Below are 22,532 nucleotides of genomic sequence, written 5' to 3'. Positions count from 1 at the left end.
TTGATTTTATAAGTATCTTTATGTATATCAGAATATCAACCAAAAACCAGGTCTTAAAAAAGCTCGTAAAGCTTCACAATTCTCAAAACGTTAATATACTGTTATAGCAACGTTTTAAAGCGCTTTGAAGACACCTCTTAAGTAGACATGGTAACGAACCAAAATCTACTTAAGAGGTATGTTGATGGCTAAAAGAAAGCTTTACTCCATACGATAAAGAACAAGCATGTCTTGATGACAGTAATGGCAACCATTCTAGAGGTGAAATATATAGCTGTCTGCCTATTTCCACGTTATTCATCAGAAAAAGGAACAGTACAAGACTGATAAGTCTGAAAAAAAACAGAAAATAAGTTAGCAAGAAACTTCTTTATAACACAAACACTACTTTCAGATATGCTCCCTGTTTACTTGACAGGGGATATATCTAAACCCTGAAGTGCTTTTTAATATGAGTAGGTCCTTTACTTGTCAGCGATTATGATTTTTGAGAATTTCTTGTACTTTTCTATGATATCAGTTGTCACATTTTTATCAGTCACAATTAAGTCCACTTGATCTAGTTGGTAAAAATTATAGAAGTCATAACTTTCAAACTTGGTACTATCAACTAGAAGGATTTTCTCAACAGCATTATTCAATGCAACCCTTTGAACTTCTCCTTCGAGATCACTGTACGTCGCAATAGAATTATTGTAAACTGCGTTTGCGCTGACAAAAGCTTTTGAAAATGTTAATGTTTCTAGGTTATTAATGGCAATAGCACCAACAAAAGCACCAGTAATTTCACGACATTCACCACCAATTAAAATCAAATCAATAGTAGTGCTCGGGTGCAAAATTAAAAAAACAGGAAGGCTATTTGTAATAACTCTGATATTTCTATTTTTCAATTCGACAGCTAGATGCTCTAATGTTGTCCCTGGACCTATAAAGACAGTTTCGCCATCTTTAATAATGTTTTTAGCTCTTTGTGCAATTTGTTTTTTTTCGGTAGTCTGTAAGACCTTCTTTTCAGTGTGTGTTTTCTCGTGACCTTCGTCCTTTGCTGAAGAATAATCCAAATATTGAGCACCACCATGGGTCCTGATAAGTAATCCTTTATCTGCCAATGTATCGAGATCTCGTCTAGCGGTCATATCTGAGATGTTCATTTCATCGATAATATCTTTTACTTTTATAAAACCGTCAACTTTTAAGATATCGAGAATTTTTTCATGACGCTCTTTCTTTTTCATTCTTATCTCCTATCAGTGTCTTAGGGTATAACTATTAAAGGTATCATAACATAATATCAATAAAAAAATCAAACAAAACAAACATAAACATTAGAAAAAACAAAAATTAACAAAATAGAAAATGTTTTAAATAAAACGTTTACAATAAATAGAGATAAGGGTTTCGTAATATATGATAGGTTACGAGTGGCTGTTAAAGGGATTTATGAAATGAAAAAGAAACACAAGAAACATTAGGATAATAACGTAAAAATGAAAAAAATAAACATATTTTGTTTATTTTTTATAAAAATAAAACAAAAAAATGTTGACTTTTATGTTTGGTGGGTGTATGATTAGGTCATAGAAATAATGAAAGCGTTATTTCAAAAGATGTTGCAAATCGTTAATTAACTATCTACGTAGGTTTTCCACATTTACTTATTCTAAATCATAGGAGAAATAAAATGGCAATTATTATCGGTGCTGACAAAGCAGGTCAAGAACTTAAAGAAGTTATCAAAGATTACCTTAAAGAAGGTAAATACGAAGTCGTTGATGTTAGTGAAAACGAAGTACGTGACTTTGTAGATACAACTTTAGCTGTTGTAAAAGAAGTTAATGCATCCGATGATAACTTAGGTATTGTCATTGATGCATATGGTGTTGGTTCTTTCATGGTAGCTACTAAAATCAAAGGAATGGTGGCAGCTGAAGTATCAGATGAGCGCTCAGCATACATGACAAGAGGACACAACAATGCTCGAATCATCACGCTTGGTTCTGAAATTAGTGCTCCAGGAATTGCAAAGAACATTATCAAAGGCTTTGTCGAAGGTAAATATGATGGTGGACGTCATCAAGTTCGTGTCGACATGCTTAATAAAATGTGCTAATTGATTGAAATAGGTTAAAACAAGGAGAACAAAAATGAAAATTGCTGTAGGTTGTGACCATATTGTTACTTATGAAAAAATCGCTGTTGTGGATTACCTAAAATCACAAGGTCATAAAGTTATTGATTGTGGTACGTATGATAATGTTCGCACACACTATCCAATTTTTGGTAAAAAAGTTGGTGAAGCAGTAGCAAGTGGTGAAGCAGAACTAGGTGTTGTTATCTGTGGTACTGGTGTTGGTATCACAAATGCTGTAAACAAAGTTCCTGGAATTCGTTCAGCACTCGTTAGAGATATGACATCTGCTATCTACTCAAAAGAAGAGCTAAACGCAAACGTTATTGGTTTTGGTGGAAAAATTATCGGTGGTTTATTGATGAATGATATTATCGATGCTTTCTTGGCCGCGGAATACAAACCAACTGAAGAAAATAAAAAATGGATTGAAAAAATGGATAGCTTGCAACATGCTAGCCAAGATCAAAACAACCCACACTTCTTTGATGAATTCCTAGAAAAATGGGACCGTGGTGAATATCACGACTAATATTTGAATAAATTACTATAGGGATATATATAGAAAAAGGAGCTATTGTGATTTTAACAGTTACTTTAAATCCAGCTATTGATGTCTCCTACCCTTTGGATGAGCTAAAATGCGATACTGTCAATCGAGTTGTAGACGTTACAAAGACACCCGGTGGTAAAGGCTTGAATGTTTCCCGAGTTCTTAATGAATTCGGTGAGACAGTCAAAGCTACAGGTTGTGTAGGTGGAGAAAGCGGTGATTTTATCATTAATCATCTTCCTGATTCGATTTTAAGTCGCTTCTATAAAATTTCAGGTGATACTAGAACTTGTATAGCCATTTTACACGAAGGTAATCAAACGGAGATTTTAGAAAAAGGACCGATGTTAAGTGTAGATGAAATTGATGGATTTACTCATCATTTTAAGTATTTACTGAATGATGTTGACGTAGTGACGCTCTCAGGCAGTTTGCCTGCTGGTATGCCAGATGATTACTATCAGAAGTTAATCAAGATTGCCAATCTTAATGGTAAGAAAACGGTTCTGGATTGTTCTGGAAATGCTCTAGAAGCAGTACTAAAAGGTGATAGTAAACCAACAGTTATCAAACCTAATCTTGAAGAACTTTCTCAACTTCTAGGTAAAGAAATGACAAAAGATTTTGATGCCTTAAAAGAAGTCTTACAAGATGAACTATTTGATGGAATTGAATGGATAATCGTTTCTCTTGGTGCTGATGGTGTATTTGCAAAGCACAAGGATACGTTTTATAACGTTGACATTCCTAAAATCAAAATTGTAAGCGCTGTAGGTTCAGGGGATTCTACAGTGGCAGGTATTGCTTCAGGTTTAGCGAATGATGAAGATGATCGAGCTTTATTAACAAAAGCAAATGTCTTAGGGATGTTAAATGCGCAAGAAAAAACAACTGGGCATGTTAACATGGCAAATTACGATAAGTTATATCAATCTATTAAAGTCAAAGAGGTATAAAAAATGACAATTACTTTAACTGAAAACAAACGCAAAAGCATGGAAAAACTAAGTGTAGATGGTGTTATTTCTGCCTTAGCTTTTGACCAACGTGGAGCTCTCAAACGTATGATGGCTCAACATCAAACAAAAGAGCCAACAGTAGAACAAATTGAAGAGCTTAAAAGTTTAGTTTCTGAAGAACTAACACCATTTGCATCCTCAATTCTACTTGATCCTGAATATGGCTTGCCAGCAAGTCGTGTTCGTTCAGAAGAAGCAGGCTTGTTGTTGGCATATGAGAAAACAGGATACGATGCAACAACAACTAGTCGCTTACCTGATTGTTTAGATGTTTGGTCTGCAAAACGTATTAAAGAAGCTGGAGCAGAAGCAGTTAAATTCCTTCTTTACTATGATATTGATGGAGATCAAGATGTTAACGAGCAGAAAAAAGCTTACATTGAACGTATTGGTTCTGAATGCCGTGCAGAAGATATTCCATTCTACTTAGAAATTCTAACTTATGATGAGAAAATTGCTGACAATGCAAGCCCTGAGTTTGCAAAAGTTAAAGCTCATAAAGTTAACGAAGCAATGAAAGTTTTCTCAAAAGAGCGCTTTGGAGTTGACGTGTTGAAAGTTGAAGTTCCAGTAAATATGAAATTTGTAGAAGGCTTTGCAGATGGTGAGGTTCTCTTTACAAAAGAAGAAGCAGCTCAAGCTTTCCGTGACCAAGAAGCTTCTACTGATTTACCATACATTTATTTGAGTGCTGGTGTTTCTGCCAAATTGTTCCAAGATACTTTGGTGTTTGCAGCAGAATCAGGTGCTAAATTCAACGGTGTCTTATGTGGACGTGCTACCTGGGCAGGATCTGTAAAAGTCTATATCGAAGAAGGACCACAAGCAGCTCGTGAATGGTTGCGTACAGAAGGTTTTAAAAATATTGACGAATTAAACAAAGTACTAGATAAAACTGCAAGTCCTTGGACTGAAAAAATGTAACATTATTTTCGGAGGAAACTACAATGAATAGAGAAGAAACTACTCTTTTAGGTTTTGAAATCGTAGCCTATGCTGGTGATGCCCGTTCAAAATTTTTGGAAGCGCTTAAAGCAGCGCAAGAAGGAGATTATGCTAAAGCAGAAGAATTAATCGCTGCAGGTAGTGACTGCTTGAATGATGCTCACAATGCTCAGACAAGTCTACTACAAAAAGAAGCAGCTGGAGATGACTTAGCTTATAGTGTCACTTTAATGCATGGTCAAGATCATTTAATGACGACCATTTTATTACAAGATTTAATGAAACACATGATTGAACTTTATAAGAGAGGAGCAAAATAATGAATGGATTAATTGCTCAGATTGAGAAAGGGAAACCTTTCTTCGAGAAAATTTCTCGAAACATCTATCTTCGCGCTATTCGTGATGGTTTTATCGCTGGTATGCCTGTTATCTTGTTTTCAAGTATCTTTATCTTGATTGCCTATGTTCCAAATGCATGGGGCTTCCATTGGAGTAAGGATATTGAGAATCTCTTGATGACGCCATACAACTACTCAATGGGTATTTTAGGTTTGTTTGTGGCTGGTACGACTGCAAAAGCATTAACCGATTCAATGAACCGCTCATTGCCTAGCACTAACCAAATCAACTTTATTTCAACCATGCTTGCTGCTATTGTAGGTTTTTTACTTATGGCAGCAAATCCAGCAAAAGACGGTGGTTTCTTAACTGGATTTATGGGAACAAAAGGTTTGTTAACGGCCTTCATCGCAGCTTTTATTACCGTAAATGTCTATAAAGCCTGTGTGAAAAACAATGTTACTATTCGCATGCCAGAAGAGGTGCCACCAAATATATCTCAAGTTTTTAAAGATTTGATTCCATTTACATTATCAGTTGTACTTCTTTATGTGATTGAATTGATTGTTCATACTACTTTAGGCGTTAACGTTGCCGAGTCAATTGGTAAACTTCTTGCACCATTGTTCCAAGCAGCAGATGGTTATGTTGGAATCACTATTATCTTCGGTGCATTTGCTTTCTTCTGGTTTGTTGGTATTCATGGACCATCTATTGTTGAACCAGCCATTGCAGCGATTACTTACGCAAATGCTGAAACCAACCTTCAATTACTTCAAGCTGGTGAACATGCTGACAAGATTTTGACTTCAGGGACTCAAATGTTCATCGTTACCATGGGTGGTACTGGTGCAACTCTCGTCGTTCCATTCATGTTCATGTGGTTAACAAAATCAAAACGTAACAAAGCCATTGGACGTGCATCAGTTGTTCCAACATTCTTTGGTGTTAACGAACCCATTTTGTTTGGTGCTCCACTTGTTTTGAACCCAATTTTCTTTATTCCATTTATCTTGGCACCGATTGTCAACGTATGGATTTTCAAATTCTTCATTGACACACTTGGAATGAACAGTTTCACTGCAAACTTACCTTGGACTACACCAGCTCCATTAGGTCTCATTCTTGGTACAAACTTCCAAGTTCTAGCATTCATTTTGGCAGCTTTGTTAATTGTCGTTGATGTGATCATCTACTACCCATTCTTGAAAGTATATGATGAGCAAATTCTTGCTGAAGAAGCAGCAGGTACGAATTCATCAGATGCCCTCAAAGAAAAAGTAGCAGCAAACTTTGATACTAAAAAAGCTGATGCTATTCTTGAAAAATCAGCAGCTAAAGAAACCAAAGAAATCACTGATCAAACTAATGTTCTCGTTCTTTGTGCCGGTGGTGGTACAAGTGGTTTGCTTGCAAATGCTTTGAATAAAGCAGCTAAAGAATATGGTGCACCTGTCACTGCAGCAGCAGGAAGTTATGGTGCTCACCGTGAGATTTTACCACAATATCAACTTGTTATCCTTGCACCTCAAGTAGCTTCTAACTATGAAGATATGAAAGTGGAAACTGATAAACTTGATATTAAATTAGCTAAAACAGAAGGGGCTCAATACATCAAATTGACCCGTGATGGTCAAGGAGCTCTTGATTTTGTAAAAGCACAGTTTGAAAATTAAGAAAACAGTTTAAATGTCGTAAAGTTCTCAAACACAAAAATTGTTTTGGGAACTTTATTTTTGAAAGATATTCAAGGAGAAACTGAGATGACTAAAACATTACCTAAAGATTTTATTTTTGGTGGTGCTACAGCTGCTTACCAGGCTGAAGGCGCTACCCACACAGATGGTAAAGGACCAGTAGCTTGGGATAAATACTTAGAAGACAACTATTGGTACACAGCTGAGCCAGCAAGTGATTTTTATAATCGTTACCCTGTCGATTTGAAACTTAGTGAAGAATTTGGTGTCAACGGCATCCGTATCTCTATTGCCTGGTCTCGTATTTTTCCAACAGGAAAAGGAGAAGTTAACCCTAAAGGAGTAGAATACTACCACAATCTTTTTGCAGAGTGTCATAAGCGTCATGTTGAGCCTTTTGTTACACTTCACCATTTTGATACCCCAGAAGCTCTCCACTCGGATGGTGACTTCCTCAATCGTGAGAACATTGAACATTTTGTAAATTATGCAGAATTTTGTTTTAAAGAATTCTCAGAAGTTAACTATTGGACAACATTTAACGAAATTGGGCCTATTGGTGATGGCCAATACTTAGTTGGTAAATTCCCTCCAGGTATCCAATATGATCTTGCTAAAGTTTTCCAATCACACCATAACATGATGGTCTCTCATGCTCGTGCAGTCAAACTCTTTAAAGATAGTGGTTATTCAGGTGAAATTGGTGTTGTCCATGCACTTCCAACTAAGTATCCATTTGACGCTAACAATCCTGATGATGTTAGAGCAGCTGAACTTGAAGATATCATCCATAATAAATTTATCCTTGATGCTACTTATCTTGGTAAGTATTCAGATAAAACAATGGAAGGTGTTAACCATATCCTTGAGGTGAATGGCGGTGAACTTGATCTTCGCGAAGAAGATTTTGCCGCACTAGACGCCGCAAAAGATTTGAATGATTTCCTTGGTATTAACTACTATATGAGTGATTGGATGCAAGCTTTTGATGGTGAGACTGAAATCATTCACAATGGCAAGGGTGAAAAAGGCAGCTCTAAATACCAAATCAAGGGTGTTGGTCGAAGAAAAGCACCCGTTGATGTTCCAAAAACGGACTGGGACTGGATTATCTTCCCACAAGGCTTATATGATCAAATCATGCGTGTCAAAGCCGATTATCCTAATTACAAGAAAATTTACATTACAGAGAATGGTCTTGGCTACAAAGATGAGTTTGTAGATAATACTGTCTATGATGGTGGACGTATCGATTATGTGAAAAAACACTTAGAAGTTATTTCTGATGCTATTTCTGATGGTGCAAATGTTAAAGGATACTTTATGTGGTCACTGATGGATGTCTTTTCATGGTCAAATGGCTATGAAAAACGTTACGGTCTCTTCTATGTTGATTTTGAAACTCAAGAACGTTATCCTAAGAAGAGTGCCTACTGGTATAAAAAAGTAGCAGAAACTCAAGTGATTGAATGATTTTGAGATACTTCTTTAATACATTTTTACACGTCATGTTCGTTTACTGAATTATAGTCACAAAAAGTAGATGATGTTGACATTTTTCAAGCATAGTATTATTTGCTGTTGATGGTAATCCATTAGTTGTAAGATCGGGTTATAAGTGTTTTTAGTTGATGAAAATGGGTTTTGAAAGTTTTATTTAACATCCTTTTTCAGATATTTGACTTCTGTCATTCAAACTCCTGACCTGATTAAATAAGTAAAGTAACCATTTTCTGATTAGAGATTGATGTTATAACGAGAAGCGATTAGATTGTAAAATAGCTGTAAAGAACGAGTTTTGTTTTTTATATCAGAGGGCTATTTGTTATAAAGTGACCTCTTATGTGACATCTCAAAAATCTTACTAAAAAATATGAAAAAAGTCATTTTTGCACTTTTTACTCATTGAAAATGAAGACGTATTATTTACAATAAAAGTGTAGAAAATAGTCACTACATACTGATAGAAAGGAGAATGAGTTTTATGAAAAATTCAAAGGATATTTTGACTAATGCTATCGAAGAAGTTTCTGAAAAAGAACTTATGGAAGTAGCTGGTGGTAAAAAAGGTTCCGGTTGGTTTGCAACTATTACTGATGACTGTCCGAACTCAGTATTTGTTTGTTGTTAATTAAAACAATCTGGACAAGCAGACTAAAAATTTCCTGTTTAGACTCAGTCTAGGCAGGATTTTTAAGTAGTGGTAGGAAAAAATGATAAAAAGAAATGAATTAAAGTTAGAGTATCAGCAACATCAGTTTTACGAATACTTTAACTCAATTTTTGACTATGACATATTAGATACTTCTATTAGAGAAACCAGTGAAGTGTTAAGGAAAAAGACACATAAGTTATTTTATAGTGAGTTTGAAAATCAGTTATTTGAAACGATCATGTTCCTTTCGATGAAAACACTAGTTTTAGATATAAATCATTTTTCCAAGGAAATTGAAAATAAGTCAGAGGCATATGAGCAGTATATACAGCAGATAAGAGAAGAAAACGGAATAAATCATTTTTTTGACAGGTATCCGTATTTGCTAAAACAAATTAATAAAGAAGTAGGACTGATAGAGGAATCATATTCTTTATTATTTGATAGATTTTTAGAAGACTTATCTGAGATAAAGTCGTGCTTTAACATTAGTGAGCCCCTAAGCAATGTTGCCTTTTCACTTGGTGACAGTCACTCTAAAAAGCAAACAGTCGTTAAAATTGCGTTTAAAGAGAAATCTGTTTACTACAAGCCTAAAAGTTATCATTCACACAGTATCTTGTTAGAACTTACTAGTTTATTGAAATCTAGTAATATACCCTCATTCAGTCTTCCTAAAAGCTTAGTTAAAGCAGATTATTGTTGGCAACTTGGTGTAGCTTATACAAGTTCCAATAAAGATGAAGTAGCGAAAATTTACTTTAAGTATGGTGTTTTAGCAGCATTTTCTGAAATATTTTCTATTACGGACTTACATATGGAAAATGTGATTGTTTCAGGCGGAGATTTATATTTAATTGACGTTGAAACATTTTTTCAAAGAAAGTTGAATGTACAAAATCAGAATTTTGAAGGGATTACTGTAGACACCTATCAGAGAATTTATGAGACATCACTTTCAAACGGTTTATTTCCTGTACAATTTGAGAAAAACAGCGCTCCTAACGTTTCTGGAATAAGTGGAAAAGGTGGAAAAAGAAAAAAAGGAAAATATGAACTGATAAATAAAAATCGTGGAGATATGAAGTTAGTAAAAGTTGACTATTTTCAAGAAGATGGGTTCAATATTCCCACATTAAATGGGAAAGTGGTAGAGCCTCTTGACTATGCTAATGAGATCATTTCAGGATTTAGAGAGTGCTACATATTTCTTCTATCACAACGTTCAAAGATTAAAGAAATAGTAGAAGGTTTTCCAGAATTGAAAAGCAGAGTCCCATTTCGAAATACTTCCGACTATGGAAAATTTTTGCAAGCTTCTACGAATCCAAAATATCTTTTCTCAGAAAAAAAGAGGAAGAATTTATTTTCGATACTATATGAGACAAAACATATTGAACATTTTATTGTTGATAATGAAATTAAAGATTTGATGAATGGTGATATTCCTTACTTTTCAATGGATACCAGAGGAAACGTCTATAATTCTGTAGGGACATTAATTGGAAATCTAGGAGATACAACCTCGTTATTTGATAGTATAACTATTTTGAACGATGAAAGATTGAAGTTCACTTGTGAATTGCTTGAAATAGTCTTGAAAAAACCGATTAAGCATTGGGAGAGGGAAAAGGGCAAATCTTATCAGTTTTTATCAATCTCCTCAGAACATTACCTTCTCTAAAATTGATAAAACTGATTTTAGGAATATATCGGCTTTTGTACCTCAAGATTCTCCAATATTTGATGGGGATGTGATGTATAACATTTTGCTAGGAAGAGAATCTGTTACAGAAAAACAAGTTATTGAAATCTGTAAAAGGGTATCACTATATGAGGATATCAGGAGTATGCCAATGAAGTTTCATACCCCACTTTTTCGAGACAATCCATCACTATCTGGGGGGCAAAAACAACGAATTTCTCTAGCAAGAGAGTTAGTAACTACCCCTAGAATCTTAGTTCTTGATGAACCTACATCAGCTTTAGATGTAAAAACTGAAAGAATAATCCAAAAAAATGTTGAGGCTTTACATTGTACGAGGGTTTTGGTTACCCATAGACTTAATACAGTTGAAAAAGCTGATAAGATTTTAATAATGGATAATGGCAAAATTATTGACTATGGAAACCATCATTATTTGTACAAAAATAATAAGGATTATTGTGACTTATATGACTCGTATATGAATAAATATCAGGAGGAAGAGGTAAAATGAAACAATTAGTATTAAAAGATGTTTGCAAAAAATATCCCAATCAACTGAATTATGCTCTAGACCATATCAATTTGATTGTGGAAAAAGGAGAATTTGTAGCTGTCATGGGGCGTAGCGGTAGTGGGAAAACGACGCTTTTAAATGTTACTTCAATTATTGATAAAATTGATAGTGGGAATATTTATTGTGCGGATAAAGAGATTAGCACATTCTCTGATAAGGAGGCAACTAATTTTAGAAAAAATGATATTGGTTTTGTTTTTCAAGATTATATGCTGTTAGATAGTCTAACCATTAGGGAGAATATTTCTGTTGCTTTGTCTCTAAAAAATATTGATTCTTCAAAGATTGATGATTTGATAAATAGCTATGCAAAAAGATTTAATTTATATGAACAGTTGAAGAAATATCCGTATCAACTTTCTGGAGGTCAAAGACAGAGGGTCAGTATTATCAGAGCAATCATTAAAGAACCAGAGATTATTTTTGCTGACGAACCAACTGGAGCACTTGACTTGAAATCTTCTGAGGAAACAATGATGATTTTGAGTGAAATCAATAAAACAGAAAAGGTAACTATTTTAATGGTTACTCATGACGTTTTATCAGCTTCTTATGCTGACAGAGTTATACTCCTCAAAGATGGGAAACTTCACATGGAGATTGATAAAAAAGATTGTGGAGAGTCGTTTTACGATGTAATTAGTCAAGCTTTATCCGATAGAGGAGAGTAATATGATTTGGTCAATTACAAAATCTAACATTAAAAAAAATTTTTCGTTATATCGTATCTATTTTCTAGCTACGATTGGTTTATTAAGTATTTTTATAGCTTTTCTAAATTTTATCTCAGATAAAATCATTACAGAAAAAATTGGGGATAGTGGTCAAGCTCTAGTTATCGCTAATGGGTCATTGATTTTTTTGATTGTATTTTTGGTGGTATTCTTAATTTACTTCAATAATTTCTTTGTAAAAAAACGTAGTCAAGAGCTTGGAGTCTTAGCAATACTAGGGTTTTCAAAAAGAGAATTAACAAAATTACTAACTTTAGAAAATCTTGTTATTCTAGTTCTGAGTTACTTGGTAAGTTTATTGCTGGGACCGACTTTATATTTTTTAGCTGTACTGGCAATTACTCATCTATTGAATTTAACAATGGAAGTTCAGTGGTTTATTACAGTTAATGAGATTATAGAGTCTTTAGGAATATTAGTCGTAGTTTTTCTGATTAATGTCATCACAAATGGACTTATCATTAGTAAACAGTCTTTGATTGAATTTGTTAATTTCTCAAGAAAGGCTGAGAAAAAAATTAAGATAAGAAAAGTCAGAGCTATTATTGCTATCACTGCATTGCTATTGTCATATATTTTATGTTTGGCGACAGTGTTTTCATCCACACGAAATATGCTATTAAGCATAGGGATGGTACCGGTTTCTCTATTGATAATTGTCTTAGTTGTTTTAGGAACAGTGTTCACCATCAGATATGGATTGGCTTTTGTAGTTTCGTTGTTAAAAGAAAATAAAAAAAGGTTATACCGTCCTCTGTCTAATATCATCTATCCCAAATTTAACTATCGTATTGCAACAAAAAATAAATTATTAACAGTCTTGGGAGGTCTTTTAACAGTAACCGTTTCAGTTGCCGGAATGATGGTAATGCTCTATGCTTATTCTCTTAATGGGATAGAGAGGTTGACTCCATCTGCCATAGAATATAATGTTGAATCAGAAAACGGTCAAGTCAATGTTACAACTATTTTAGAGAACGACCAAGTGAGCTTGGTTGATGTTGGCCTGTTGCGATTGAATACTATCCCAGAGGTGACTATCACAGACTCTGGGCAAACAATACCTTATTTTGATATAATTAACTACAGTGACTACAAAGAGTTAATGAAAGCTCAAGGCAGAACAAATTCTATTGAAGGTAGTAAGTCACTCCCATTGTTAATAAATTATTATCCAACAGAAATTAGCCTTGGAAAAACCTTTAACTTAGGAAATGCATATGATGTTACTGTAAAACAAGTATCAACGAATAATGTTTTTAGTTTTTCTACAAGTGTCACGACCCTGGTTGTTTCTGATAAATTATATGCTAAACTTAGTTCTCGTTTTCCAGAGAAAGAAATGACAATTAGGACTTTTAATGGAACTTCGATTAGGTCAAGTGAAGCATTTTACAATCAGTTTAGTATGGTTCCTGATGTTATCAGTAGTTATAGTAAGGAACACACAGTAAAGACTGCTAATATTGCGACTTATATCTTTATAACTTTCCTATCCATACTCTTTATTATTTGTACAGGTAGTATTCTGTACTTTACAAGCCTCATCGAAATCATGGAAAATAAAGAAGAATATGGCTATCTAAGTAAGCTAGGTTATAGTAAAAAAATGATTCATCGGATTCTTCGATATGAAACAGGTATACTTTTCCTTATTCCTGTATTCATTGGGATTGTAAATGGTGGTATGTTGCTTATTTACTATAAATATTTATTCATGGATACATTGGTAGCAGGCAATATCATAATGTTATCTTTATTGCTTTGTCTGCTTTTCTTCTTGATAATATATGGCACATTTTATGTATTGACATTGCGGTTAGTGACATCCATAATCAAAAATTAATTTTAAAAATCTTTTAACTTTAACGATTAAGTAAATAATATGATAAGAATAAAAAACATAACAAAGAGTAAGTTCTTTGGGACTGCAATAATCTTGTTGCAACAATTAATAGCCTTGTTAATTTTGGTCTATAATCGAGAGAACCTGTCTCTTCTTTTCTCTGAAAAAGTAGCTCTTGTAATGACCCTTATTGATACAGCTTTTATTTGGCTGGCAACAATATTACGCCAAAAACAAGGTGATATTTTTAAAAGGATTATTTCTATCATCTCCTTAACAATTTGGCAATACTTAGTATCTGTGCTGACAAGAGGAACTCCTCTCTTTTTAAGCAGTGGACTACAGATTATATTGCTCTATTGTTATACCGTTGAGATTACTAATTTAATATTATATGGGCACAAACAATTTAAAGATAAGTTAGATAAGGGCTTGTTAATAATTATTTTTGTTTCTATAACTAGCCTTTTTGTTAATAGAATTTTATTTAATTTTTTATTCCTGATGGTTTTTACTATTTTACACCTGTATCCGTTACTAGTTATAGTGCTATATTATAGGTCCTTTAGGCAACAAATATCAGTTGTTAGACGTTCATTGATACTATTTTCTTTACTTTTGCTGGTAATACTTGGTAGTGAACTTTATGGAGAAATGCTAGATGTTAATCAAGCCTTTAATAATTTGGGATGGTATCTGTTTCCCCTTATAATGAGTGTAATATACTATTTTAAGACCATACATGATAAATTGAGTTTTGTTACCCAAAGATGGTTAGGTGATTACAAAGCTCGTATAGAACTATTATTTCTACTTCTTATCCTTTGTTGGATTGTACTCATGAAGGTATTAGTTAAAGATTTTTTGCTATTTTTTATAGTTGTTGACGCAAGCACGTTGTTTTGTCTAGTGGTAATTTCTTGCATCTTTTATTATTTAGAAAACTCCAAACAAAATTTTGACTATGAAAATAGAAGACTGAACTATTTTATGAAATCAGAGGAAAACATGAGAGTGGAGTTCTCAAATTATTTGCATGATGATGTTTTACAAAATATCATAGCGATAAAAAACTTGTTTTCTCTAGAAAATAGTAATATAACACATGGTTTTATTGTTAATGAGTTGAATGATTTAGTTTCTGGTATCAGAGATGAAATGGATACTTACCACCCAATAGTTCCCGCTAATCAAACAATGAAAGAAAACATACAGTCTCTTTTTGATGATATTGTTAAAAGTAGAAAAAGTAATACCTTATTGTATTTTAACTGTTCAGATAATATGGTAGTGCCATCCCCATATGGAGATATTGTTTATAGGTTTATAAAAGAGCTAATAAACAATGCTATAAAATATGGAGATGGAAAAGACATTCGTTTATCTTTAACGATTCAATCTGATATTATTATCATTGAGGAGAGCAATCAAGTAGTGGAAAAAGTACACTCTATAAATTATGGCAGAGGATTGAAATCATTTCAAGAAACACTAGCAGCTTTTGATGGAGATCTAGAACTACAAATGGATACTAAACAATTTACTATCAGAATATTACTTCCCATAGATTGGAAATTGTGTTATGAAGATTTTATTAATTGATGACCACAGACTATTTGCAAAGAGTATCCAACTGTTATTCCAACAGTATGATGAAGTAGATGTCATAGATACGATTACTTCTCATTTTAACGATGTGACGATTGATTTGTCTAAGTACGATATTATATTGCTTGATATTAATTTAGCAAATATTTCTAAAGAAAATGGATTGGAGATAGCAAAAGAACTCATACAGTCTACTCCTCATTTGAAAGTTGTTATGTTGACAGGATATGTTAAATCAATCTATAGAGAGAGGGCAAAAAAAGTAGGAGCATACGGTTTTGTAGATAAAAATATAGACCCTAAACAACTCATTTCTATCTTAAAAAAAGTGGATTCTGGAAAAAAGTATTTTGAACAAATCGAATCTCAGGATTATGTTGAATCTTTAACTGACCAGGAAATAGCTATCTTAAATTTGAGTAAGAAAGGATTCTCTATAAAAGAAATAGAGGAAACGTTACAAATTAGTAGGAGAACAGTATTTAATCATTTGACCCACATCTACTCAAAGCTTTTGGTAAATAATAAGCAGGAGGCTATCTACAAAGCCGAACAATTAGGGTATTTTATGGATTTCTGAGTTGCAGATAATCAAACGACATAAGTTTTACTTGTGTCGTTGCTAGGGATTTCCTGTTAAATACCCAGATTTAAACTCATTGTTTTTTTAGTTCTTTTTGATTGAAATTGATTGAGATAACGCTTTTATAAAAAGTAGGGAAATGCCTGATATGAAAAGCTTTTTAAATTTAGTCAAACAAAAGTTGTTTAAACCAGGTCTAAAAAAACTTGTAAAGCTTCACAACTCCCAGAACGTTAATATATGCTTATATATCAACGATTGGAACTACTTTATGGTTCGCACCATGGTTTTTGTGGAAGGATCAAAAGTTGTCCTGAAAATTTCTCTTAACCGTGTTTAAGATTTCTAAACGTTTGAGAAATCATTGTAACTTCAAATAACTATTTTAAATAAAACAAAGAAACGGACAAAGTTAGATGAGATGATTCTATTTTGATTTATAGGTGAAGAAGGAGAATCTTGTTTGATAAGTACTCAATAAAGGTTCACTACTCAATTTTAAATAAAACGCCACAGTAGTAATCATCTACTGTGGTGTTTTTTTGTCTTTTAGTTTCTAAAAGTATCCAATTCGTCTTGTGCTTCTTTGGTTGTTCCGACTAGTTGTTTCATGAGTTGATCTAGTTTGGCATTTGTTTTGGCAATTTCTTGATCAATGTCACTGAGCTGTTTAGCTAATTCTGGCAGTGGTTTAACTGGGACTTCCTCAAAGGTATCAACATAGCGTGGGATATTTAAGTTATAGTCATTTTCAATGATTTCATCAAATGAGGCTAAATATGAAAACTTATCAGAATTATCACGACTCTTATAAGCATCAAGGATCTTTTTGATATGGTTATCTGTCATTGTGTTTTGATTTTTACCCTTATCAAACTCTTTTGAAGCATCGATAAAGAAGACATCTTTGTTGGTTCTGTTCTTCTTTAATATGATAATAGTCGTAGGGATGCTTGTATTATAAAAGATATTTGATGGGAGTCCGATAATGGTATCGATAGCCCCTTGTTCGAGTAGTTTTTGGCGAATCTTGCCTTCTGCAGCTCCACGGAAAAGGACACCGTGTGGTAAGACAATCGCCATAGTTCCTGTATTTTTTAAATGATAGAAACCATGAAGTAAAAAGGCAAAATCGGCTTTTGATTTTGGTGCTAATACACCATAACTTGAAAACCGTGGATCCGTTAAGAAACCAGCAGTCGCTGACCATTTCAAAGAATAAGGTGGGTTCATCAACACCCCATCAAAGTTGATTGGTTCATCTGTTGGCCAGTCTGCATCCAAGGTATCAGCGTTACTTAAGTGTTGGTTCTCGATGGCAACGCCATGAAGCATCATGTTCATACGAGCCAAGTTATAAGTAGAAGTATTGATTTCTTGACCATAGTAAGAAACGGTATCGGATTGGTTACTATATTTCTTAGCATTTAAAAGGAGTGATCCAGATCCCATAGCAGGGTCATAGAGGGTCATTCCTTTTTGATCTTCACGACCTAAAAAGACAATCTGAGTCATTAAGTGAGAGACAGCTTGTGGGGTATAGAACTCACCTGCTTTTTTTCCTGATTCACTGGCAAATTCACCAATCAAGTACTCATAAGCATCACCTAAAGTATCCCCATCTACTGCCTCAAAGTCAATTTCATTTAATGTTTTCATGACATTAGAAATGGTTTGATTTTGTTTTTGAGGAGTAGAGCCTAATTTTTTAGAGTAGAGGTCAATATCTTCAAATAAGTTTTCAAAGTCTTCACCACTTTGTTCAATATCGCGAAAACCTTGAGCTAATGATTCTAATTGGAAAGTATTGTGATAAACATCTTGGATGAGTTTTTCAAAGGTCAGTGTCGGTTCGATAAAGTAACCTAAATCACCAGTAACAACAGAAATGAGGTCATCTTTTAGGCCTTCATCTTGATAAGCATCTTCAAAGATTTTTTGAGCCTCTGTAAAGGTATTGAAGTGTTTTTCTAGATTATCACAAACAGCCAAGAGTAATTTATCAGATAAGTGTTTGTAAAAAATAAGTCCAAGAAGATAGTTTTTATAGTCATTGGCATCCATTTGGCCACGTAATTGGTCGGCCGAATGCCATAGTGCTTGACGGAGTGAAGTTGTTTTCTCTGCCATGTGAGTCCTTTCTTATACGAATAAACGATTGAGTAATGTTTGTTTGAGTGCTTTGAGTTCTGTTAGTTTTTCTTCAGATTGAGCAATTTGTTGGTCTAAAGTTTGGAAGAAATTACCAATGGCTTCTTGTTCTTTTAATGTAGGTATATTTATCTTTAATTGTTCAACAGATGAATAATTTACATAGATTTGAGTGCCACCTTGAGCAATTTTAATGATACCATTACGAAATTCGCCATTTAAATAATGGAAAAGATAGTAAGAGGAAATATTAATATCTGGTCTAATAATTTCTGTTCTTTGATTAACAACGTATTTATTATTTTCTGTAATAAGTAGACATCTTCCGATTATTGCCCCATTCGCTGTCTTATCATTGAGTACCATTGTTAATTCACCGGAGGCAACTAATTTAGAATTAGTAAGTTCATTTGAGACTGCTCTAATATTTTGGTCTACATAGAGGTTATTAGTTCCATAACTACCTATTGAAATGACTTTAAATTCACCTTCCGAATCAAAATATTTTTCAATTGCCGTTCCACTTCTATGAGTAGATACTTCCCTCAATTTCTTCTCTTCCCACTCTCCTTTAAAACCTTGTAAACGGATTTCAGGGACTTTTTGTCCTTGAGCTGGGAACATTTTCCTGAGGAAGGTTTGCTTTTGTTCTTTAAGGGTTGCTAGCTTTTGATCCTGCAACTGAATCAATTGATCAACCATTTGGAAAAGTTCGCCAATGGCTTCTTGTTCAGGGAGGGAGGGAATTTGAATTTTAGCATATTTGATATCACTAGAGCTAATGCTATCAAAAGTTGAACCTGTACTAATTCTTTTCCAATAACCAATTTCTTTCAAGTATTTTAATATTTGAAAGATAAATTCATTACCTTTTATAGCAGCAACTCCACGCCCAATAATAACATGATAATTTGTCTTTCCAACATCACCAACTGGAGCCCTAACACTAAGAATAATATCACCTTTGTCAGCTTGTTTTGTAATTTGTGTTGTCCAGACACGCGGAAAAACATATCCATTTTTTATATCGGCATTTCCTTGTACTAGAATATAATCAGAAGGGTTTGTAGTATAATTTTGACTTGATGGAGATTGGCCCATTGTAATTTGAACAATATCCCCTAGTTCTTTTTCTTCCCACTCCCCTTCAAAACCGTCAAAGCGATATTGAGGCTGTTTAGATTTTGTCATCTCTTTCCTTTCCTAGTGCCCTTTTAAGGGTTGGATTTGATCTCTAATGAATTGAACTAACTCCCGTTCAAATTGGCTCTTGTATTTGAGTTTATTCATGGCAGAATCACCTTGTTTTTCTTTATAGGCTTGGTAGTCTAGGGATTCTTTTAAGGTTGACATGCCCACTTGTTTGGTAGAGTTAGCACTATGATAATTAGTCGCCACAAAGGCTAATTTGTCAGGATCTGCCTTCCATTGGTCCGCAAAGTGTTTGATGGCCCTTTGGATCTTATCACCAATGAGGTTATCTAACTCATAAACAATGCTTTTCCCTTCATAGGCTTTGGGTTCTTTTTGGATATCTTGCCATAACTCAGCTAGTGAGTCAGCCATAGCAGGGTTTGATTTTGCCAAATCTTGGATGTATTGATCCATAGGATTGTCATTGAGCCTTTCTTGAAGAGCTTCTTGTTCTTGATCGACAAAGGCTTGAATTAAGGTCAAGATATAGTGATAGTTGATATCATCCATCTGAACACTTTCTAGCTCATAGTCGATATTGATCTCTGGGATGGCTTCGTCATCTTCTCTTCGCTTTCGTATTTCTGCAATGACATTTTGGTAAGTGCCTTTATAAGTATCAATCACTTCATCTGATAACCCAACCTCACTCAACAGTGTTTCATTAAAATCACTATAGACCTGTACAGATGCAAAGAGTTTATCAAACGCTTGAAAGGCTTTGGCGTATTGTTTGAGAAAAGCTGTCTGTGCGCTCTCAATAGTTGGGAAAGCGTCTGGATCAGGAACTATATTTTTTAATACTGTTACTTTTTCAAAGAATCTTGCTTTTTCTTCTTCCCAAGAAGGGGCCAAAACGTCGTTTTCACCCCCATTAGAGTAGAGGCTAAGCGCTTTGTCGACAGCTTCTTTAAAACGAAGTGGTGTTTGGAAAGTCACAACCTGACCGTAATGTTTTCTACTTTCAAAGATACGGTTGGTTCGTGAGAAAGCTTGAATAATGTGCTGAGGTTTCATAGGCTGGCGATCAATAAAGATCGTTGATAAACAAGGCGCATCAAAACCTGTTAAGAGACGGTCAACCACAATCACGAGGTCTAATTGTTCATGACGGTCTTTGAATTTATCTTTTTTACGGGCTAAGCGATCATTTAAATCTCTGTTATAGCCTTGTAAGTTATCGATGGTAAAGTTAGTGCCAAAGAGGTGATTATAGTCTTCTAGATTTTTGGTCATTTTATCTTGTCGGCTGATAGACGCATTGTCATTTTCAGTGATAGAATAAGTAATAGCTACCTTTGGAAAGTCTGGTAGTTTTTCTTTGACCTTCTTAGAAATGACTAAATCCGTTTCACCAGCCTTAACTTTCTTCATCAGATCATAATAGGCTTGGGCACGAGCAATACTCTTAACGGTTAGTAAACCTTCGAATGTCTGACCAATTCCATTATTAAAACCAAGTTTCTTGCGTGATTGATTAATGATACTATCTAAGACAGCTAACATATGTTCTTCATGATCATAAGCTTCTTCCGGAATACTGTCTTCAGGCATATCAGGAATGGTTGTCTTATACTCAACTTGAAAGCCTAGAACCGCTTTATCATGAATGGCTTCTTTAACGGTGTATTGATGGAGACATTTGCCGTATTGCTGTTCCGTTGTTTGGGCTAAATCACCTAATTGAGCACGCTTATTTTCCACAAAGATAGGAGTGCCGGTAAAGCCATACCAGCGACTGTTACGAAAAGTATTCGTGAGATAACGTTGACGTTCTGGCGTGACAGCACGGTGGCATTCGTCCACAACAAAGACAACATTTAAGTGTGCAAGACGCTCTTTTAGTTTCTTGAATTTTGGAGTGTCATAACTTTCCATCTGACTGATCATGGCATTGAGTTTTTGAATGGTGGTGACCACAACACGACGATCGCTGGATTCTAAATTTTTGATGAGTTGTCTCGTATCTTCTGTCTCATCGACATCAAAGATATCATTTTGCGCATAGGATTGAAAAGCAGAAGCGGTCTGATTATCTAAATCCTTTCGGTCAATGACAAAGATGGATTTTTCAACGGCCGGTATTTGAAGGATATTGCGAGCCACTTTATAGGAAGTTAAGGTTTTTCCAGAACCTGTTGTGTGCCAGATATAGCCAGACTTGCGGTGACGACTCGCTTCAGCGACGGCTTCGATTGCATGAATCTGATAAGGACGAAGGAGAATTAGTGCTTTTTTATCATCATCAATGACAGAGTAAGTCATGACCATTTGGTGAGCACGAGGGATAGATAGGACTTCTTTGGCAAAGGCAAAGAGATCTTTTTGTGGTTTGTTGTTTTGATCTACCCATTGGGTCAAGAAGTTAGGGTTTAATTTATTTTCTTTAGCTGCAGCGATATACCTTGTATCTGTTTTATTTGAGACCACAAACATTTGTAAGGTTGAAAAGATACCTCTAAACTGGCCTTCTTTATCATACTTTTTGACTTGGTTAAAAGCTTCAATGCATTGATGATTCTGAGATTTTAATTCAATTTGGATCATAGGTAAGCCATTGATGAGAAGTGTCACATCACCTCGTCTATCACGAGAACCAGAGAAAGCAACTTGATTGGCAATCTCATAAACAGAAGTTCCACCAGCCACATTGTCTGCTTTAACGACTTCTAAACGAATCGTTCCTAGTTTTGCATCTTCGCGTTGCACTTGTACTTTAGCAATGCCGTTTTCACCAGCTAACCATTTAGCCGCTTCATAGTAATTGACAAAGTTAAGTTGATTCTTAATCTGCTCTTTTTCACTAGCTGTTAAAGGCTCCTCGTTCAGATATTGCGTGTTATTTTGCGCTAAGATCTTAAAGAAATTATCCCATAAAGCATCTTCAGTTTTTAATTCTTTACGATATGTCCATTGACTTTCACCTGTTTCTAAGAGATGGATCAACTCTTTTTCAAGTTCAAGTTCCGTTTTAGTTTGATTTCCCATTTTTAATCCCCATTCGACATGATATAGTAATATTATATCATTGGCGGATCCTTTTTAGAATGGCGAAGCTATTGAAACCTTCCAAACAGTCTTTTTTTTGATTAGTTGAATGCTTAAGATCCTAGCAGCTAAACAAAGCTATGACTATGTAAATGCAATCGAGAAAGTTCTTGTATTTTTGAGTTTGCTTGACAATAATTTAAGGTGAAGAAAGTAATAAGACAACACTAGTAAAAAGGTCGAGTTCTCAAAATAGATAAAAAACTTAAGACAGATCTAGCTTGACTATTAATAGGGTTTTAAAG

The 22,532-nt window shown here is 34.4% G+C and carries 19 protein-coding genes; 15 read left to right on the top strand and 4 right to left on the bottom strand.

Going from position 1 to position 22,532, the window contains the following annotated elements:
* Positions 1 to 464 precede the first annotated feature (464 nt).
* On the bottom strand, positions 465 to 1,238 hold the full coding sequence (locus B6D67_RS08915) for a DeoR/GlpR family DNA-binding transcription regulator (RefSeq protein WP_002982738.1): 774 nt from the start codon (positions 1,236 to 1,238) through the stop codon (positions 465 to 467).
* Positions 1,239 to 1,684: 446 nt separating this feature from the next.
* On the opposite strand from B6D67_RS08915, the gene lacA reads away from it, so the two are divergent.
* The 15 genes from lacA to B6D67_RS10570 all read left to right on the top strand — a co-directional run bounded on the left by lacA (position 1,685) and on the right by B6D67_RS10570 (position 16,234).
* The gene (gene lacA, locus B6D67_RS08910; protein ID WP_010922664.1) at positions 1,685 to 2,113 is read left to right on the top strand and encodes a galactose-6-phosphate isomerase subunit LacA; all 429 of its coding nucleotides are present in this window, start codon (positions 1,685 to 1,687) and stop codon (positions 2,111 to 2,113) included.
* Between the two features lie 34 nt (positions 2,114 to 2,147).
* Positions 2,148 to 2,663: a galactose-6-phosphate isomerase subunit LacB gene (gene lacB, locus B6D67_RS08905; protein WP_002988082.1), complete on the top strand. Its 516-nt coding sequence runs from the start codon at positions 2,148 to 2,150 to the stop codon at positions 2,661 to 2,663.
* A gap of 47 nt (positions 2,664 to 2,710) precedes the next feature.
* The gene (locus tag B6D67_RS08900; protein ID WP_010922663.1) at positions 2,711 to 3,640 is read left to right on the top strand and encodes a tagatose-6-phosphate kinase; all 930 of its coding nucleotides are present in this window, start codon (positions 2,711 to 2,713) and stop codon (positions 3,638 to 3,640) included.
* 3 nt (positions 3,641 to 3,643) lie between these two features.
* Positions 3,644 to 4,627, top strand: a complete 984-nt coding sequence (gene lacD / locus B6D67_RS08895) for a tagatose-bisphosphate aldolase (RefSeq protein ID WP_002982755.1) — start codon at positions 3,644 to 3,646, stop codon at positions 4,625 to 4,627.
* A gap of 23 nt (positions 4,628 to 4,650) precedes the next feature.
* Positions 4,651 to 4,968, top strand: coding sequence for a PTS lactose/cellobiose transporter subunit IIA (locus tag B6D67_RS08890; protein ID WP_002982760.1), 318 nt, complete (start codon positions 4,651 to 4,653; stop codon positions 4,966 to 4,968).
* Positions 4,968 to 6,665, top strand: a complete 1,698-nt coding sequence (locus B6D67_RS08885; protein ID WP_010922662.1) for a lactose-specific PTS transporter subunit EIIC — start codon at positions 4,968 to 4,970, stop codon at positions 6,663 to 6,665. The genes B6D67_RS08890 and B6D67_RS08885 overlap by 1 nt, the downstream gene beginning before the upstream one ends.
* Before the next feature lie 87 nt (positions 6,666 to 6,752).
* Entirely contained in the window at positions 6,753 to 8,159 is a 1,407-nt protein-coding gene (gene lacG / locus B6D67_RS08880; RefSeq protein WP_010922661.1) for a 6-phospho-beta-galactosidase, read from the top strand.
* 502 nt (positions 8,160 to 8,661) lie between these two features.
* Positions 8,662 to 8,817, top strand: a complete 156-nt coding sequence (locus B6D67_RS08875; protein WP_002982773.1) for a type A2 lanthipeptide — start codon at positions 8,662 to 8,664, stop codon at positions 8,815 to 8,817.
* A gap of 82 nt (positions 8,818 to 8,899) precedes the next feature.
* Entirely contained in the window at positions 8,900 to 10,525 is a 1,626-nt protein-coding gene (locus B6D67_RS08870) for a DUF4135 domain-containing protein (RefSeq protein ID WP_011285715.1), read from the top strand.
* Positions 10,526 to 10,580: 55 nt separating this feature from the next.
* Positions 10,581 to 11,060: an ABC transporter ATP-binding protein gene (locus B6D67_RS08865; protein WP_323740326.1), complete on the top strand. Its 480-nt coding sequence runs from the start codon at positions 10,581 to 10,583 to the stop codon at positions 11,058 to 11,060.
* Complete coding sequence (locus B6D67_RS08860) at positions 11,057 to 11,794, top strand: ABC transporter ATP-binding protein (RefSeq protein ID WP_000812013.1); 738 nt, start codon at positions 11,057 to 11,059, stop codon at positions 11,792 to 11,794. The genes B6D67_RS08865 and B6D67_RS08860 overlap by 4 nt, the downstream gene beginning before the upstream one ends.
* Position 11,795: 1 nt before the next feature.
* A complete protein-coding gene (locus B6D67_RS08855) occupies positions 11,796 to 13,703 on the top strand; it encodes an FtsX-like permease family protein (protein ID WP_010922659.1) in 1,908 nt (635 codons plus the stop codon).
* Between the two features lie 39 nt (positions 13,704 to 13,742).
* Positions 13,743 to 15,305 carry a sensor histidine kinase gene (locus tag B6D67_RS08850; protein ID WP_011285713.1) on the top strand — a complete coding sequence of 521 codons (1,563 nt, stop codon included), beginning with the start codon at positions 13,743 to 13,745 and terminating at the stop codon, positions 15,303 to 15,305.
* The gene (locus B6D67_RS08845; RefSeq protein WP_010922658.1) at positions 15,286 to 15,891 is read left to right on the top strand and encodes a response regulator; all 606 of its coding nucleotides are present in this window, start codon (positions 15,286 to 15,288) and stop codon (positions 15,889 to 15,891) included. The genes B6D67_RS08850 and B6D67_RS08845 overlap by 20 nt, the downstream gene beginning before the upstream one ends.
* A 142-nt stretch (positions 15,892 to 16,033) precedes the next feature.
* Positions 16,034 to 16,234 carry a hypothetical protein gene (locus B6D67_RS10570; RefSeq protein ID WP_011018219.1) on the top strand — a complete coding sequence of 67 codons (201 nt, stop codon included), beginning with the start codon at positions 16,034 to 16,036 and terminating at the stop codon, positions 16,232 to 16,234.
* A 209-nt stretch (positions 16,235 to 16,443) separates the two neighbouring features.
* Here B6D67_RS10570 and B6D67_RS08835 read toward each other — a convergent pair whose 3' ends face one another.
* Genes B6D67_RS08835 through B6D67_RS08825 form a run of 3 tightly spaced genes read right to left on the bottom strand, consistent with a single transcriptional unit; the run spans position 16,444 to position 22,227 of the window.
* Complete coding sequence (locus B6D67_RS08835; protein ID WP_010922657.1) at positions 16,444 to 18,024, bottom strand: type I restriction-modification system subunit M; 1,581 nt, start codon at positions 18,022 to 18,024, stop codon at positions 16,444 to 16,446.
* A 12-nt stretch (positions 18,025 to 18,036) separates the two neighbouring features.
* The gene (locus B6D67_RS08830) at positions 18,037 to 19,236 is read right to left on the bottom strand and encodes a restriction endonuclease subunit S (RefSeq protein WP_010922656.1); all 1,200 of its coding nucleotides are present in this window, start codon (positions 19,234 to 19,236) and stop codon (positions 18,037 to 18,039) included.
* A 12-nt stretch (positions 19,237 to 19,248) separates the two neighbouring features.
* Positions 19,249 to 22,227, bottom strand: coding sequence for a type I restriction endonuclease subunit R (locus tag B6D67_RS08825; protein ID WP_010922655.1), 2,979 nt, complete (start codon positions 22,225 to 22,227; stop codon positions 19,249 to 19,251).
* Positions 22,228 to 22,532: the final 305 nt, after the last annotated feature.

The sequence above is a fragment of the Streptococcus pyogenes genome (assembly GCF_002055535.1).
Taxonomy (GTDB): Bacteria; Bacillota; Bacilli; order Lactobacillales; family Streptococcaceae; genus Streptococcus; species Streptococcus pyogenes.
This window is presented reverse-complemented; position numbering and strand designations above follow the sequence as displayed.